Raw genomic sequence first — 14,755 nt, 5'->3', positions numbered from 1 at the left:
TTTGATCACCGTGATCATCCGGGATACATCGATCGACTACACCGCGAGGATGACGCCGTACGGCCTCCTCCCGGCGAGGTATCGGAATCAGCCCCGGCGGCCGACGTGCCCGGACCTGCCCCGCTCCTAGCCTCCATGGAACCGGAGTTGGCGACCGAAAGAGAGACGAACATGACCGCGCCACTGACTGAAACGCCCGCCGTGAGCCGCGACAACGAGACCAGGACCCCGGGCAGCCCACCGTCGGCGCCCCGGAACCGGATCCTGCGCCGCGGCCTGGCCGCCCTCGCCGGGCTCCTCGTCATGGGGACATGCGTGCCCGCCTCCGCCGCAGACGCGTCCACCGCGGCTGATCCCGCCGAATCGCCGGCCGTATCGAGCGGCACGCCGCATCTGCCCGGGCCCACCGGCCCGCACCCGGTCGGCAGAGCCTCCCTGCATCTGAAGGATGCCTCCCGCCCCGACCCGTGGGTCCCCGGCGTGAACGCGAGGGAACTCATGGTCTCCGTGTGGTATCCGGCACATCCCTCGGGCGGGCGACGGGCCCAGTACATGACGCCGACGGAGTCGGAGCTCCTCCTCGAAGACGGCGGCATCACCGATGTGCCGCCCGACGTGTTGAGCACGGTGCGAACCAACGCGATCAGCGACGCCGAACCGGCAGGACGCCGACACGGTCTGCCCCTGATCGTGCTCTCGCCCGGCTTCACCAAACCCCGCGCCACGCTCACCTCGCTGGCCGAGGACCTGGCGAGCCGAGGTTACGTGGTGGCAGGAATCGATCACACATATGAGAATGTCGCCACCACCTTCCCCGACGGGCGAGTTGCCACCTGCGCCGCCTGCGAGGTCGACCATGACCAGGCGTTCTGGGAAAAGCTGGTGACAGGCCGAGCAGCCGACGTCTCCTTCCTGCTCGACGAACTGACCGGACCACGGCCGAAGTGGAAAGGCGCTCGGCTGATCGACCCGCACCGGATTGCGATGGCGGGCCACTCCATCGGAGGCGCGAGCACCAGCGCCGCCATGCTCGCCGACCCCCGGATACGCGCCGGGATCGACATCGACGGCACTACCCAAGTCCCGATCCCTGACAGCGGCCTGGCGCGGCCGTTCCTGTTCCTGGGCAGGCAGTCCACGTACACCCCGGGAGGTGGAGGCCCAGCCGTCACCTGGGAGCGCGACTGGGAGCACCTGACCGGGTGGAAGCGATGGCTCGTGGTCGCCGGCGCCGAGCACGCCTCCTTCACCGACGTCGGACTCCTCGCGGAACAACTCGGCCTCGACATCGGCGCCACCCTGCCCGCCGCCCGCACCTCACAGATCACCCGCCGCTACACACAGGCGTTCTTCGACCTGCACCTCCACAACACGCCACAACCCCTGCTGGACCAGCCGTCACCCCAGTACCCCGAAGTGGGGTTCTGCTCCGTGGACACGCTGGCCTGCGGTAACTGATCCCCTTTCTCGAAAGCACACGCTCATCGGCCACAAGTGGCACCGGCATGCCGTCATGACGACGAATGGCTGCCGGCAAGAAGGTCCCTGGCCTTCGACCTGCGCCACGCCAGCCTCAAGGAGGCGGTCTTCTGCCAGCCCGAGGTCGCGATCGGCATCGTCCCGGGCGGTGGCGGCAGCGACCGTCTGGCCCGGCTGCTGGGACGGGACCGCGCGCTCGAAGCGGTCCTCACCAGCGAGGACTACGACGCCGAGCGCGTCCCGGATTCCAGGCACGCGTACCCCAGCTCGGCAAGGCCATAGCCGAGAACGGCCTCGAAGAAATCGAGCGGAACCTCGGTCACTACGCCGGCCTCATCGACCAGCAGGCATAGCGGCCGACGGCGCACGGCCCCGGCGCCCCACGGCGGTGCGCCCAGCAACCGACTCCGACCACATCCTCGGGAAACGAGGGGTACGTCAGCCCGAGGGCATTGATCTGGATCACCAGCACGCACACGCTGGTGGTGGCCAGTCTGGTGCTGTCGGCCGGCACGCCGGGCAACCTCTTCGGCCGCAAGCGGATGTTCTGCGTCGGTGTGGTGGTCATGATCGCGGGAGGGCTGCTCGCCGCGACCGCCGACACCACCGCCGTGGTGATCGCCGCGCAGCTGATCTCCGGCCTCGGCGGCGCACTGATCCTGCCCGACAGCCTGGCCATGAACCTGGCGCTGAGTCTCCCCGTCGCCTACGTCGGCGCGATGGGCTCCCGTCGCACGCACGCGGACCGCATCCAGCGGCTGCGCGAGGCAACTCCCCGATCGGACTCGACCTCGGCGCCCGGCCCCCCGAGGAAACAGCGATCTCCATCACCGCGGAGATCATCGCCCACACCCCACTACGGCACCGGCTGGTCCCTGTCCAACGGCACGGGCCCCATCCACGCGACTCACGACCGCCCCCTCGCAAGAGAGGCCCCCCACTTCCTCAATGCCTGACCTACGTCCACCCACGGAGAAGACCCTGCGAGCGTCCTTCACGGTACGGCGTCACGAAGCCATGGGCTGCGCGGGGCGACGGCGGCACCTCACTCGAGCAGCTCATCGGACAGACCGGGCCGTTTTCTGTTCGGGCAGTTTCCGCCCAACGCACACCAGCCCCTCTACCGACGCGATCGGGCTCCTCGAAGGTGCGGCCGAACTCGGTCAGCAGTCCCGTACGGAAGCTGCCCGGGCGGCCAGACAGAGGGTCCGCGGACGGTGGTCAGCAGACACCACCGAAACCCTGCGTCCCCAACACGTCCCCAGGATCACGAAATGAAGCCGAGGGGATGCTGCCAGCTCGCCGGTACAGTTCCTGATCATCAGCATTTCCGCAGTTCAGCGCGGTGTCTGCTCGGCGAGGGAGTAAGAGTCTCGCCCCGCTCAGAAGTCGCGAGCAACGGATTCAGTCCGTTCAGGCAAAGTTGACGATCCAACAGCCCAAAATGAACGTTTCCGCAGGTCAAAGACCTGCACAGGTGGGGCGGGTGGGACTCGAGCCCACGGCCGACGGATTATGAGTCCTTTGAGGATCTCGGCGGCCCTTGTCAATCAGTGCCCGTTCGTGACGTTTTTGCTGGTCAGATGGGGTGCGCTGCGTCTCCGCTCCTCAGCCTTTGCCGGTCTGTTCCTATCCTTGCGTCCCAACTGCGTCCCGACACCGCTCCCGAACTGCCAGGGACACCGGCCTGTCGGGCGATTACGCCAGGGAGGGGCATCGTCCGCGGCTCGGTATCTGAACGGCGCGGACGATGCCCCTCCCCCTAATCGACCGGTCAGGCGCGCCGGTGTCCCAGGGGTTGGGCCGTGCCACCCTGAGCGTTCTCGGCGATGGTGGCCGGGCGACCCTGCCGCGGCGCGCTCCCGGTCGTCGCCGCGCCGTCTGTGACCTGCTGCTTCGGCTGCCGCAGCAGGACGACGGCGCATGCTGCGGCGAGCACCGCCAGTGTGGCGGCCACCACGAGACACAGCCGCAGGCCGTCGAGGAGGGAGTCGCCCAGGGCGCCGTAGACCTGACCGGCCGTGGAGCCGAGGTCCATCCCGGCGACCGCCCCCAGGCCGCCCTCCTCGGCGGTGGACACGATGGTGTGGGCCTGGGTGCCGGTCACCCCGGCGTCGGCGAGGTGGCCGGGCAGGGTGTGCACGGCTCGGGTGGACAGCAGGGCGCCGAGGACGGCCGGGCCGAGCGCGCCGCCGACCTGGCGGAAGGCGTTGTTGGCGGCCGAGGCCGTGCCCGCCAGATGGTGCGGCACGGCGGCGACGGCCGTGGCCGTCATCGGCGTGGTGACCAGTCCGAGGCCCATGCCCAGCACGATCAGCCGCCAAGCGATCGAGCCGTAGGAAGTGTCGACGGCGAGGTTGGTCATGGCCAGCAGGGACCCGGCGATCAACAGCAGCCCGACGGTGATCATCCAGCGGGCCGGGACGCGGTGCATGAGCCGTCCGGCAGGGGTTCCCGACACGATGGCGGCGACGGGGACCAGCAATAGCCGCGCGCCGGCTTCCAGTGTGCCGAGTTGTTGGACCATGCCGAAGTACAGGCTGAGGACGAAGAAGAAGCCGATCAGCCCGAGGAAGGTGATCAGGGCGACCAGGGCCGTGGCGGTGAAGGCCGCGCTACGGAACACCGCCAGGTCCAGCATGGGACTGGCGCTGCGCTTCTCCGCCACGACGAACGCGATCAGCGCCGCGACGCTCAGCGCGAGGGCGGCGACCACCTTCGGCGCGGTGAAGGAGTCGGCGCCGCCCTCGATCACGCCGTAGACCAGGGCGGTGACGGCGACGGCCGCGGTGATCTGGCCGGGCCAGTCGAGCTTGCGTCCTCCCCCACTCTCGGCTCCGCTCGAGCGGGGGGACCCCCATGGGGCGCGCGAGTCGGTCAGCAGCGGGGCGGCGACGGCCAGCACGAGCAGCGCAAGGGGGATGGACAGCAGGTAGATCCAGCGCCAGGCGAAGTGGTCGAGGATGACGCCGGCGATGACCGGGCCGACGGCCAGGGCCGCGAGCAGGGCCATGGCCCACATGCCGATGAACTTGCCGCGCTCCCGGAAGTCGGGCACCGCGTGGCTGATCAGTGCCAGCGTGGTGGGCAGCAGCGCGGCCGAGCCCAGGCCGGCCAGGGCCTGTCCGGCCCACAGGGTCTGGATGTTGTGCGCGGACAGGGCGACCGCCGCGCCGGCCGCGCAGAGGAACAGGCCCGCCTGGAAGACCTTCTTGCGGCCGTGGACGTCGCCGAAGACACCGGCGGTGAGGATGAAGGCGGCCATGGGCAGGACGAAGGCGTCCTGGACCCAGGACAGTTGGGCGGTCGAGGTGTGCAGTGCCCGCTGGATGGCGGGCAGGCTGACGGCGACCGTGGTGATCGGCAGGTAGGCGACGAACACGCCGAGGCAGGCCATGACGATGGTGGCCGTCCGTCGGTCAGTCGGCCTGATCGCCGTTGTGGTGGCGTTCACGGACATTCCGCTTTCTTCGCGTACGGCGTGGTGGTGCCGCAGTCGGTTGAGTGGGGCAGGGGTTGGTGCAGGAGGCTGCGGTGCCGGGGGCGGGCAGCCCTGACCTGCGGGATGTTGCCGATGGCGTCCCGCAGGCGTCGGTGGGTGGGGTTCTCCGCGGCTTACGCGGCCGGTCCGGACTCGGCCCGGTAGGTGGCCAGATGGTGGCGCAGGTCGACACGGGAGCGCACAGGCTTGTACGGGGCCTGCGCGACGGTGGCCCGGATCCGCTTGGCCGGGTCGCCCGGGTTGCCCCAGACGACCTCGACCTGTGCGCCGGTCTCGGCGTCGGCGGTGTTCAGCACGGACAGGGACAGCATCCGGCGGAAGTGGTAGCTGTAGCCGCGCTGGGTGGCCGTGCCGACGAGGACGCCGCCGCGGCCTGAGCAACCGTGTCGTACACGGCGGTGGCGATCTCGCGCGGGCCCTGCAGCTCGTATCCGACCTCGCCGGCCATGCCCTGTCGCAGCGCCCAGACGCGGTGCCCGGCGATGGTGGTGGGCACGGCGTGCATGTACGGGGTGTCCAGCAGCCGCTCGTCGCGGGTCAGTTCCAGCAACAGCGGGATCGACGCGGGGCCGGAGACCTGGTAGACGAACCAGTCCTCGTCCTCGGCGGTGGCCTTGAAGTCGCCCTGCTCCAGGTTGTAGCGGGTCCAGTCGCCGCCTGGCCCGTGGAACACGTAGTCCTCTTCATCCAGCCGGGTCAGGATGCCCTCGCTGATGACATGGCCGTGCGCGTCGGTCTGCACGACGTGCTTGGAGGCGCCCACCGGGAATGTCCCGAAGGAGTTCACCGAGATTCCCGAGAACAGCTCGGGCACGTCGGGGCCGCGGAAGCGGGTCTGCGGCAGGAACGACCAGTCACCGATGTAGCAGGTCCGCTTCCACGACACGCTCTCGTCGAGCCAGTCGGTGTGCTCCGGCTGTCCGAAGAGCTTGGCGAGGATGTCGAACGGGGGTGTCGAGCGGAAGGCGTCGACGGTGAAGTCCACGGGGGCGGATGCCTCTCTGGGGATGTTGGTTTCGGCGCGTGAGCGATGGTGTGGGCCGACTCGTCCGCGCACGCGGGGCCCGAGAGCCCGAAGCGCCCGCGGGGGATGCGAGGAAGACGCTCCGGGCCGGTCAGGGAGCGGCAGCGACACCCCACCGGGCGGCCGACCCGCAGACTGCCCGGAGCACCGCCGCGGGGACCGGGGGCACCACGCCGACCACCCGATGGGGGCGGGAGAGACCGGTGCGCGGGAGCGCCGCCTGGTGGGCTGGGGCGATGCCCGCCGTGGTGAGGTGCATCAGCACGACGAACGTGCCGATGCAGACCGCTGTCGACGCCGGCCGCGTGCTCATGGGAGTCACGTCCTTTCTTCAGGACATGACCAGCATCCGCCTCGGAGTCTTCGACCATGAACCCAGCAGCCCGAAGTGAACAAAAACCTCTACGCTACGAGGGATACGTGTAAGACTCCCCCCATGATCGACGCTGTGGACAGGAAAATCCTCCACGCGCTGCAGTGCGCGCCCCGCGCCCCCTTCCGGCGCATCGGCGAGGTGACCGGGGTGTCGGAACAGACGGCTGCCCGGCGTTGCCACGCGCTGCGCCGCAGCGGGGTGATGCGGGTGGTCGGTCTGGTCGACCCGGCAGTGCACGGGCAGGCCCAGTGGGTGGCCCGCATCCGTTCCCGCCCCGACCGGGTCGGTCCCCTGGCGGACTCCCTGGCCAAGCGTCCGGACATCGCCTACGCCAACCTGGCCTCCGGCGGCTCGGAGATCATCTGCGTGATCCGCTCCCCCGTGGAGACCGAACGCGACGACGTCCTGCTGCGCCGGCTGCCCCGCTCGGCCTCCGTCCTCGATGTCGGCATCGACCTGGTCCTGCACACCTTCGGCGAGACCGGGACCAGCGAATGGACCGGCTACGGCGCCGGCCTCTCCCCCGACCAGGTACGACAGCTCACCGGCGACGGGCCCCCCGTCCCCGCCGGCCCCCGCCGACCCCCTACGGACGAGGACAGCCCGCTGTTGGCCGCCCTCGCCGAGGACGGCCGCACCACCCACACCCGCCTCGCCGAGCTCACTGGCTGGTCCCACGCCCGCGTCGCCCGCCGCCTGGAGGCTCTGGAGACCTCGGGCACGCTCTTCTACGACGTGGATCTGCTGCCCGAGCGCCTCGGCCACACCCTCAACGCCACGCTCTGGCTGCGCGTCGCCCCCGCCCGGCTCAAACAGGCCGGGGAAGAACTCGCCCGGCACCCCGAAGTCGCCTTCGCCGGCGCGATCAGCGGCCAGCACAACCTGATGGTCAGCGTCATCTGCCGCGACGCCGAGGACTTCTACCGCTACCTCACCACCCGCGTCGCCGCCATCGACGGCATCGACGCCTACGAGGTCAGCATCCGCGTCCGCCGCCTGAAACAGGCCGCCTCACTCATCTTCCACGGCCGCCTCGTCCATCCGACACCCGGATGACAGCCGTGGCTCCGGTCCGGCGACAACGGGACGGCCGCGCGCTCCGGGCCGCCTCTGCGCAGCGTGAAGATGATCACGGGGTTGCCGCTACCGTCCAAGGGGCTGCCCGGAACGAAGGTTCGTTTGACGTCGTTCAGGCGGTGATGGATCTCGGGCGCGCGGCCCCGGGAGACCGTGACAGCAGGAGTGCGAGAGTCAAGCTTGTTCAGCGGCCAGCCCGCAAGTTGCTGCGCCGAGCGATCGGCGGGTCTCGGCGAGGTGAGCAGTTGCGGCGATACGCTCAGGCCGTCTTCGGGAAGGGCCGTTCCCCCGGCGCTCAGCTCCGGCCGCGGCAGCAGACCAGCGATTCCAGACGTTGCACAGCACCCCGGTGGCTGACCGTCACACACGGCCCCGACCTCTCCGCCCACGGCCAGAGCAGCGTAGGCGCAGGTCCCCAGGCAGCCACTTCCGCTGACCTGCGTCCCATCAGCGTCCCAACTTCGGCGTGCACCCGCTCGCAGAGTCCACCCGCGGCGGCTTGCGCCGACAGCGGGCTGATACGTCTATGCAGGTCAGAGTGGTTCCAACCAACGCCGATCACAACGCCCTCGAACTCACGAGCAGCGGATTCAATCCGTTGGCCCAAAGCCCTGAATCCGCACCTCAGATGAGACGTTTCCGCAGGTCACAGGGGTGCATGGTGGGGCGGGTGGGACTCGAACCCACGGCCGACGGATTATGAGTCCTTTGAGGATCTTGGCGGCCCTTGCCGATCATTGCCGATTCACGCCGTTCTTGCAGGTCAGACGTGCTGATCCGTGTCAGCCCTGTGCAGCGCTCGTCGGCCTGTTCCTGTCCTTGTGGCCCCTCAATGGCCCCTGGGAGCCAATGAGTTGGACGCATACCACAGCAGCAGCCGCGTCCGCCCAGTTCAGCCAAGGGGATAGAACCCTCGCAGAGCGGAGTCCCTTACCGACACGATGATGCTCCTTCCCAGGTATCGGGGTGGAGCATCATCCCTGACATCAAGAGGCGATCCTGTCCACGGACTGCGCATGGACCTGGGTCGCAGCGTGCCGATCGGATCAACCGAGGACGACCAGGATCACGGCCTGGCGGAACGCAACGGTGTTGAGTTCCGGGGGCTGCGGAGATCTTGCTTTGAGCTTGGTGACGCGCTCCGTCCGCGATCTGGCGGCCTTCGGCGCACTCATCGACGCATGGACGTGCGAACCCATCTACGCCGGTTCGGTGAATTGGTCGAACACCATCACGGCGGCGCGGGTGGCGAGGGACCAGCGGTCCTCTCCTTCCGGGTCCTCCAGGTTGGGGTGTCCGGCGATCCAGCGCATGTGGAAACCGTCGAGCAGGGCGGCGATGGTGGTGGCAAGGTGTTCGACCTTGTAAGGCGCGCGCATGCGCAGCCCGTAGACGTCCAGCAGCGTCTGATACGCCTCGCAGGCGACCTCGGTGAACGACTCGCCGTAGTGCCCCAGGGCGTCGCGGACGCGGGGGTTGGCGGCGCTGGCGTAGAAGCCGAGCAGCACGCGGTAGATCGGGTCCACTCGATGGTTCTCGTGGTTGTCCGTCAGGACGTCGTTGAGAGCCTCCTGCCAGGTCGTGCCACTGTCGACCGCCTCCTTGAAACGACGGACGCTCTCCGGCAGCCCCGGGACCAGTTCAGCCTGTCGGCCGGTGAGATGGAAGAGGAGATCCGCCTGGAAGTCGGCCTGCGCGGGCCAGATCTGGTAGATGGATCCGGTCGTGATCGCCGGTGCTGTGTCGTCGCCCAGTCGCTCCCGCATGATGCGGGTGGCTTCCTCGGTGACCCGCTTGACGCGGATATGAGCAAGGGCCGCGGAGACGGCCGCCTCACTCGTGTCGGAGGTGCCGGCGCAGACGAGCTTGGTGGCCGCTTCCAGCATGAGGGCCCGGGTCTCTTCGGGTGAGCGCCGAGGGAGCCTGCGTCTCACGGCGTCCGCCGTCATGTCCTTCCCCTCCCATTACATGATCGTTGATTCGGTGTGAACCGGGGCGTTGACAGGGCGCCAGCGTACACCTAGATTCCCGATCCGTAAGAAAGTTACGAAACTCGGAAGCCGCCAATCACCTGGCCTTTCGAAGTTCCTCGGGCTGGTCCGAGACACCGGTCACCCCAGTGCGCCCGCCTGCCTTCCTCTGCCTTCCGTGCTCTCCCCGCATGCCGTGCCAGGCACCGCCGCCCTGCCGTTTTCCGATCCAGGAGGATCCCGCATGCCCGTAACCTCACGTCCTCTGAGACTCGGCCTCGTCTCCGCCGCCATGGCGCCCCTGCTGGGTGTCGCCGCATGCGGCGGATCTGGCACCAACGCCCCCGCATCGACCGGCACCTCCGGGGGTGGCTCCTCCGCAAAGGCGGAGTCCCGCCAGGCGAGTGACATCGTGACCGACTACCTCGCCTACGTCGGCGGAAAGGCGGGCAAGGCCGACGCCGGCCTCGAACCGGTCACCCTGGGCTGGGTGAACGTCGAGGGCGGCCCCGGCGGCAACCCCGAAGCCACCCTGGGCGCCCGCGCCGCCGTGAAGTACGTCAACGACACGTTGGGCGGTATCGGCGGGCACCCGCTGAAACTGAACGTCTGCACGGTCGTGTCCGCCGAGGAGGAGGGGCAGAAATGCGGCCAGCAACTGCTCGGCGACAAGGAAGTCTCTGCCATCGGCGCGGGCAACCTCTACCTCGGAGACGCCTCCTTCAACTCCGTGATCGCGGGGAAGAAGCCCGTGCTGGTCGGAGTGGCGACCGGCCCGACCATGCCCACCGCGAAGAACACCTTCAGCACGTTCGGTGACCTGCCGCACATCTTCGGCACCTGGGGCACGTATGCCCGTGACGTGCTGAAGGCGAAGACCGCGGCGGTGATCCACACGAACACGCCCGGCGACAAGATCGCCTCCGGGGCTGCTGTGAAGGGCCTGGAAGCCGCCGGCCTGAAGGTGAAGTCCGTCGGATTCGACGCGCAGTCCACCGACCTGATCGGCCCGGTCACCGCGGCCGGGGCTAACACCGCGGATGTCGTGGTGCCCATCTCCATCGGTGGCGGATGCGTCGGGATCGCCAAGGCACTGAAGCAGCTCAGTGTCACCAAGCCGGTGGTCTCCACGCCGCTGTGCATGTCCCCCGATGTCGCCCAGGGTCTCGGAGGGGACCTGCCCACCTGGACGTACGGCGTCGCCCAGACGCTGCCGATGGACTCCTCGGCCGCCGACTCCCAGGCGTTCCTGAAGGCCTCGGCTCAGGCGGGGCTGGGCAAGGACGACCAGTCCAAGGTCTTCGCGCCGCTGGGCTGGAGCACTGTCCTGACGTACGCGAAGGTGCTCAACGCCATCGGCCCGGACAAGATCACTCCCGCGTCGGTGACCGAGCAGCTCAAGAAGTTCCCCGGGCCGGTCATCATGGGCGCCGCAGAGGTCAAGTGCGGCAAGTACCCGGACGCCGCCGCTGTCTGCAACGACCAGGCGAGGTTCTACCAGTACGAGGGCAAGGGCCAGTTCAAGCCCCTGACCGACTGGATCCGCCCGCCCCAGTGAGACCCGCCCGCCCCCGCCGCCGCTGAGGCTGCACGCCCTCGCGGGACGCAGCCTCAGCAGCGCGGATTCGCGGATTCGCGGACTCATGACAGGAGTCATGAAATTGGAACAGATCCTGCTCTTCGCCGTGCTCGGCCTCGGCCAGGGGGCACTGATCGCCGGCATCGCGCTCGGCGTCGTGGTCACCTACCGGGGCTCGGGCATCATCAACCTGTCCACCGGCGCCGTCGCCATGGTCTCGGCCTATGCCTTCTGGGCCCTGACCACCGGTTTCTTCGGGTTCACGCTGCCCGTCGGGCCCGCTCTCGCCGGGGCCCTCACGGTCGCGGTCGCCGTCGGAGTGCTCACGGAGGTGGCGGTCTTCAAGCCGCTGCGAACCGTCTCGCCCCTGGCCAAACTCGCGGCCTCCCTCGGTATCCTGCTCACCCTGCAGGCCACCGTGCTCCTGGTCTTCGGGGTTCAGCCGCAGCAGGCACCGAGCATCCTTCCGGCCGGCACCGTCACCATGCTGGGCATCACCACACCCTCCGACCGCTTCGTCCTGGCCGGACTGGTCGTCGTGATCGCCCTGGTCCTCGGGTCCTTGTACCGGTGGAGCCGCTTCGGCCTGGCCACCCGCGCGGCCGCGGAGAACGAACAGGCCGCTCTGCTGGCAGGCCTGTCACCCAACAGCGTCTCGATGGCCAACACACTCCTGGCCGCCCTGGTCGCCGGGCTGCTCGGTGTCCTGGCCGCGCCCATCGTCCAGGTCGACTCCATGACGCTCCCCCTGCAGGTGGTCCCGGCCCTGGCCGCCGCCCTCTTCGCCGGGTTCACCTCGCTGTGGATCGCCTGCACCGCAGGCATCCTCATCGGAGTGCTCCAGTCGATCGTGTACTACCTGTCCACACAGAGCTGGTTCCCGACCGACAACGGCAACGCGATGCCCGGCCTCCAGCAGCTCCTCGTCTTCGCCCTGATGGTCGTCGCCCTGTACGTGCGCGGCGCCGGTCTGCCGCGCCGCGGTGAAAGCGTCGAACAGCGGCTGCCCGAGGTGCCCCTGCCCGAGCGGCTGCTGCGTCCCGCCCTGATATCCGCCGCGGTCGCCGTCGCCGCACTGATCGTGCTCCCGTTCGACTTCCGCCAGGCACTCACGAACTCGATGATCGGCATGGTCATCGTCCTGTCGTACGTCGTCATCACGGGCTACGTCGGACAGATCTCCGTGATGCAGCTCGCGATCTCCGGAACCGCGGGCTTCGTCCTCTCCCACCTCTCGGTCGGGTGGGGGATCCCGTTCCCGTTCTCCGCCCTCGGCGCGATGGTGCTGGCCACACTGCTCGGAGTGGCCGCGGGCGTCTCCGCCTTGCGGGTGCGGGGTGTGAGCCTGGCCGTCGTCACCCTGGCCGCGGCCCTGGCCATGGAACAGGCGCTGTTCAACAACACCTGGTTCGGCGGAACGGCCGGAGTGTCCGTACCCCCGCCGCGCCTGTTCGGGACCGACCTCGGACCGAAGGCGGACTTCCGCGGCCTGGACGGCAACGAACCCAGCCCCATGTTCGGCTTCCTAGTCCTGGCCGTCACCGTCGCGCTCGGACTGTACGTCGCCCATCTCAGGCGCACCGGACTCGGCCGGCGGATGCTCGCCGTCCGCTCCAACGAGCGCGCCGCTGCGGCGGCCGGTGTCGACGTGCGGGCGGTGAAGATCGCCGCGTTCGCGATCAGTTCCTTCATCGCCAGCGCCGCCGGCACCCTCTACGGCTACAACTTCGGCTCGATCAGCGCCGCCCGCTTCACCGCTCTGGCCGCCCTCGGCCTGATCGGATTCGCCTACATCGGCGGCATCACGATGGTGTCCGGAGCCGTGACAGCGGGGCTGATGTCCACCGAGGCGCTGCTGCCCCACGCGCTGGACAAGTGGTTCGGGATCAAGGGGACCTGGGCCCTGCTCTTCGGCGGCGTCTCCCTGATCGTGACGCTGATCGCCAACCCCGACGGCATCGCGGGCGCCGCCCACCGCCGGAGGACGGCGAAGAGGGCGAAACGTGCGGCGGCCACGACGGGACCACCGAGCGACAGCGCATCCACCGTCGGCTCCCCGGAGATCCGCCTCGGCCGTACCGCTGCCGACGCCAAGGAGGTCGCATCGTGAACGTGCTCTCTGTCCAGCAGTTGGGCGTCAGCTACGGCGGCGTCCACGCGCTCAGCGATGTCTCCCTGCAGGTCGGCGAGGGCCAACTCGTGGGGCTCATCGGCCCCAACGGGGCCGGCAAGACCACGTTCGTGGACGCGGTCACCGGCCTCGTCACCGCCCGGGGAAGGGTGGAACTGGACGGCAAGGACCTGACCGGACGGCCGCCCCATGTACGGGCCCGCCGAGGGCTCGCCCGCACCTTCCAGAGCAGCGAACTCTTCGAAGACCTCACGGTCACGGAGAACCTCCAGGTCACGGCGGACCCTTCGACGTGGTGGACCGCGCTCGGCGAGACCTTCGGCCGCCGCCCGCTCTCGAACCCCGCTGTCCCGGAGGCCCTCTCGGCCCTGGGGCTGGAGGACCTGGCCGACGCCTCGGCAAGCGAGCTGTCCCAGGGCAGACGCAAACTCGTCGGTGTGGCGCGGGCGTTGGCGGCCCGGCCCCGCGTCATCTGTCTCGACGAACCCGCGGCCGGCCTGGACACGACGGAGAGCGCCGAACTCGGACACAGACTGCGCGCGGTCGCTGACGCCGGCACCGCGCTGCTCCTCATCGACCACGACATGAGCCTCGTGATGGGGATCTGCGACCACATCGTCGTCCTGGAGTTCGGCAAGGTGATCGCCTCCGGGACACCGGCACAGGTCCGAACCGACCCAGCCGTCATCGCCGCCTATCTCGGGGCTTCCGCCGCCCAGCCCGCCACCGCGTCCGGCACTTCGGGCAATGGCTCCGCCAAGGCCCCCACCAGCACACCGGAGACACCATGAGTACCCCAGTCCTGGAGGTGGCCGGCCTCACCGCCGGATACGACGGAGCCGCTGTCATCCGCGGGATCGACCTCGAAGTGGGCGAGGGAGAAGTCGTCGCCCTCCTCGGGGCCAACGGAGCGGGGAAGACCACCACACTCAAGGCCGTCTCCGCCCTGCTGCGCCCTCTTGCAGGCACGATCACCTTCAACGGAACGGACCTCGGCAGGATTCCGTCAGCGACGCGCGCCCGCCTCGGCATCGCCCACGTCCCGGAAGGACGCGGCATCTTCTCCGGCCTCACGGTGGCGGAACACCTGCGCCTCAGTCACCGGGGCGAGCGCCTCGACCAGACGGCCGCCGAGCGTTACTTCCCCGCCCTGTCCCGCCTCCAGGACCGCAAGGCAGGACTGCTCTCCGGCGGCGAGCAGCAGATGCTCGCCATGGGACGAGCCCTGGCCCGCGGCCCCAAGCTGCTCCTGCTCGACGAGCTCAGCCTCGGCCTGGCACCCATCATCGTCGAGGAGTTGCTGCCCATCGTCAGGCGCTATGCCGACGACACCGGCTGCGGGGTGCTGCTCGTCGAACAGCACGTCGGGCTCGCCCTCGACATCGCCGACCGCGGCTACGTCCTGTCCCACGGCGAGATCACCACGCATGCCACGGCCCGGGAACTCCGGGCCGACCAGTCCCGGATCGTCGCCGGCTACCTCGGCGAACAGCACGCCTGACCCGGCCGGGCGGCCCCAACCGCCCGACACCACGACCCCCGTGAGCCCGAACCGCTCGGGCAGCCCACCCCCTACGACCCGGCGGGGCACTCAGGGCTGCCCCGCACACCCAGGAC

At 69.3% G+C, this 14,755-nt stretch carries 13 protein-coding genes; 8 read left to right on the top strand and 5 right to left on the bottom strand.

Going from position 1 to position 14,755, the window contains the following annotated elements; genetic code table 11:
- Positions 1-171: 171 nt before the first annotated feature.
- From IE239_RS14810 to IE239_RS42065, 3 genes are all read left to right on the top strand, one after another.
- The gene (locus IE239_RS14810; RefSeq protein ID WP_190149765.1) at positions 172-1,458 is read left to right on the top strand and encodes an alpha/beta hydrolase family protein; all 1,287 of its coding nucleotides are present in this window, start codon (positions 172-174) and stop codon (positions 1,456-1,458) included.
- A gap of 36 nt (positions 1,459-1,494) precedes the next feature.
- Positions 1,495-1,761 (top strand): enoyl-CoA hydratase/isomerase family protein, encoded by a 267-nt coding sequence (locus IE239_RS14805; protein ID WP_373308102.1) that lies wholly within the window; start codon positions 1,495-1,497, stop codon positions 1,759-1,761.
- A 170-nt stretch (positions 1,762-1,931) separates the two neighbouring features.
- Positions 1,932-2,435: a hypothetical protein gene (locus IE239_RS42065; protein ID WP_229878098.1), complete on the top strand. Its 504-nt coding sequence runs from the start codon at positions 1,932-1,934 to the stop codon at positions 2,433-2,435.
- Between the two features lie 818 nt (positions 2,436-3,253).
- Here IE239_RS42065 and IE239_RS14795 read toward each other — a convergent pair.
- The 4 genes from IE239_RS14795 to IE239_RS14785 form a co-directional block, all read right to left on the bottom strand.
- Positions 3,254-4,933 carry an MFS transporter gene (locus IE239_RS14795; RefSeq protein WP_373308101.1) on the bottom strand — a complete coding sequence of 560 codons (1,680 nt, stop codon included), beginning with the start codon at positions 4,931-4,933 and terminating at the stop codon, positions 3,254-3,256.
- A gap of 161 nt (positions 4,934-5,094) precedes the next feature.
- Positions 5,095-5,292 carry a hypothetical protein gene (locus IE239_RS42060; protein ID WP_229878097.1) on the bottom strand — a complete coding sequence of 66 codons (198 nt, stop codon included), beginning with the start codon at positions 5,290-5,292 and terminating at the stop codon, positions 5,095-5,097.
- The gene (locus tag IE239_RS14790; RefSeq protein ID WP_229878096.1) at positions 5,271-5,966 is read right to left on the bottom strand and encodes an aminomethyltransferase family protein; all 696 of its coding nucleotides are present in this window, start codon (positions 5,964-5,966) and stop codon (positions 5,271-5,273) included. Before IE239_RS14790 ends, IE239_RS42060 begins: the two co-directional genes overlap by 22 nt.
- A gap of 130 nt (positions 5,967-6,096) precedes the next feature.
- Complete coding sequence (locus IE239_RS14785; protein WP_190149763.1) at positions 6,097-6,318, bottom strand: hypothetical protein; 222 nt, start codon at positions 6,316-6,318, stop codon at positions 6,097-6,099.
- Between the two features lie 123 nt (positions 6,319-6,441).
- On the opposite strand from IE239_RS14785, the gene IE239_RS14780 reads away from it, so the two are divergent.
- Complete coding sequence (locus IE239_RS14780; protein ID WP_190149762.1) at positions 6,442-7,437, top strand: Lrp/AsnC family transcriptional regulator; 996 nt, start codon at positions 6,442-6,444, stop codon at positions 7,435-7,437.
- Between the two features lie 1,220 nt (positions 7,438-8,657).
- On the opposite strand, the gene IE239_RS14775 is transcribed toward IE239_RS14780, so the two are convergent.
- Complete coding sequence (locus tag IE239_RS14775) at positions 8,658-9,407, bottom strand: hypothetical protein (protein WP_190149761.1); 750 nt, start codon at positions 9,405-9,407, stop codon at positions 8,658-8,660.
- 265 nt (positions 9,408-9,672) lie between these two features.
- On the opposite strand from IE239_RS14775, the gene IE239_RS14770 reads away from it, so the two are divergent.
- The 4 genes from IE239_RS14770 to IE239_RS14755 all read left to right on the top strand — a co-directional run bounded on the left by IE239_RS14770 (position 9,673) and on the right by IE239_RS14755 (position 14,639).
- The gene (locus IE239_RS14770; RefSeq protein ID WP_190149760.1) at positions 9,673-10,986 is read left to right on the top strand and encodes an ABC transporter substrate-binding protein; all 1,314 of its coding nucleotides are present in this window, start codon (positions 9,673-9,675) and stop codon (positions 10,984-10,986) included.
- 97 nt (positions 10,987-11,083) lie between these two features.
- Entirely contained in the window at positions 11,084-13,117 is a 2,034-nt protein-coding gene (locus IE239_RS14765; protein WP_229878095.1) for a branched-chain amino acid ABC transporter permease, read from the top strand.
- Entirely contained in the window at positions 13,114-13,929 is an 816-nt protein-coding gene (locus IE239_RS14760) for an ABC transporter ATP-binding protein (RefSeq protein WP_190149759.1), read from the top strand. The genes IE239_RS14765 and IE239_RS14760 overlap by 4 nt, the downstream gene beginning before the upstream one ends.
- Positions 13,926-14,639 carry an ABC transporter ATP-binding protein gene (locus IE239_RS14755; protein ID WP_190149758.1) on the top strand — a complete coding sequence of 238 codons (714 nt, stop codon included), beginning with the start codon at positions 13,926-13,928 and terminating at the stop codon, positions 14,637-14,639. Before IE239_RS14760 ends, IE239_RS14755 begins: the two co-directional genes overlap by 4 nt.
- The last annotated feature ends 116 nt before the right edge of the window (positions 14,640-14,755 follow it).

It is taken from the genome of Streptomyces humidus (assembly GCF_014649655.1).
In the GTDB taxonomy this organism is placed as follows: Bacteria; Actinomycetota; Actinomycetes; order Streptomycetales; family Streptomycetaceae; genus Streptomyces; species Streptomyces humidus.
Note: the sequence above shows the minus strand (reverse complement) of the source record. Positions and strands in the feature narration are given on the sequence as shown.

Coding starts and splice junctions, on each gene's coding strand:
- IE239_RS14780 (WP_190149762.1), top strand. CDS start 6,442: ATGATCGACGCTGTGGACAGGAAAATCCTCCACGCGCTGCAGTGCGCG.
- IE239_RS14810 (WP_190149765.1), top strand. CDS start 172: ATGACCGCGCCACTGACTGAAACGCCCGCCGTGAGCCGCGACAACGAG.
- IE239_RS14785 (WP_190149763.1), bottom strand. CDS start 6,318: ATGAGCACGCGGCCGGCGTCGACAGCGGTCTGCATCGGCACGTTCGTC.
- IE239_RS14770 (WP_190149760.1), top strand. CDS start 9,673: ATGCCCGTAACCTCACGTCCTCTGAGACTCGGCCTCGTCTCCGCCGCC.
- IE239_RS14755 (WP_190149758.1), top strand. CDS start 13,926: ATGAGTACCCCAGTCCTGGAGGTGGCCGGCCTCACCGCCGGATACGAC.
- IE239_RS14775 (WP_190149761.1), bottom strand. CDS start 9,407: ATGACGGCGGACGCCGTGAGACGCAGGCTCCCTCGGCGCTCACCCGAA.
- IE239_RS42060 (WP_229878097.1), bottom strand. CDS start 5,292: ATGCTGTCCCTGTCCGTGCTGAACACCGCCGACGCCGAGACCGGCGCA.
- IE239_RS14765 (WP_229878095.1), top strand. CDS start 11,084: ATGAAATTGGAACAGATCCTGCTCTTCGCCGTGCTCGGCCTCGGCCAG.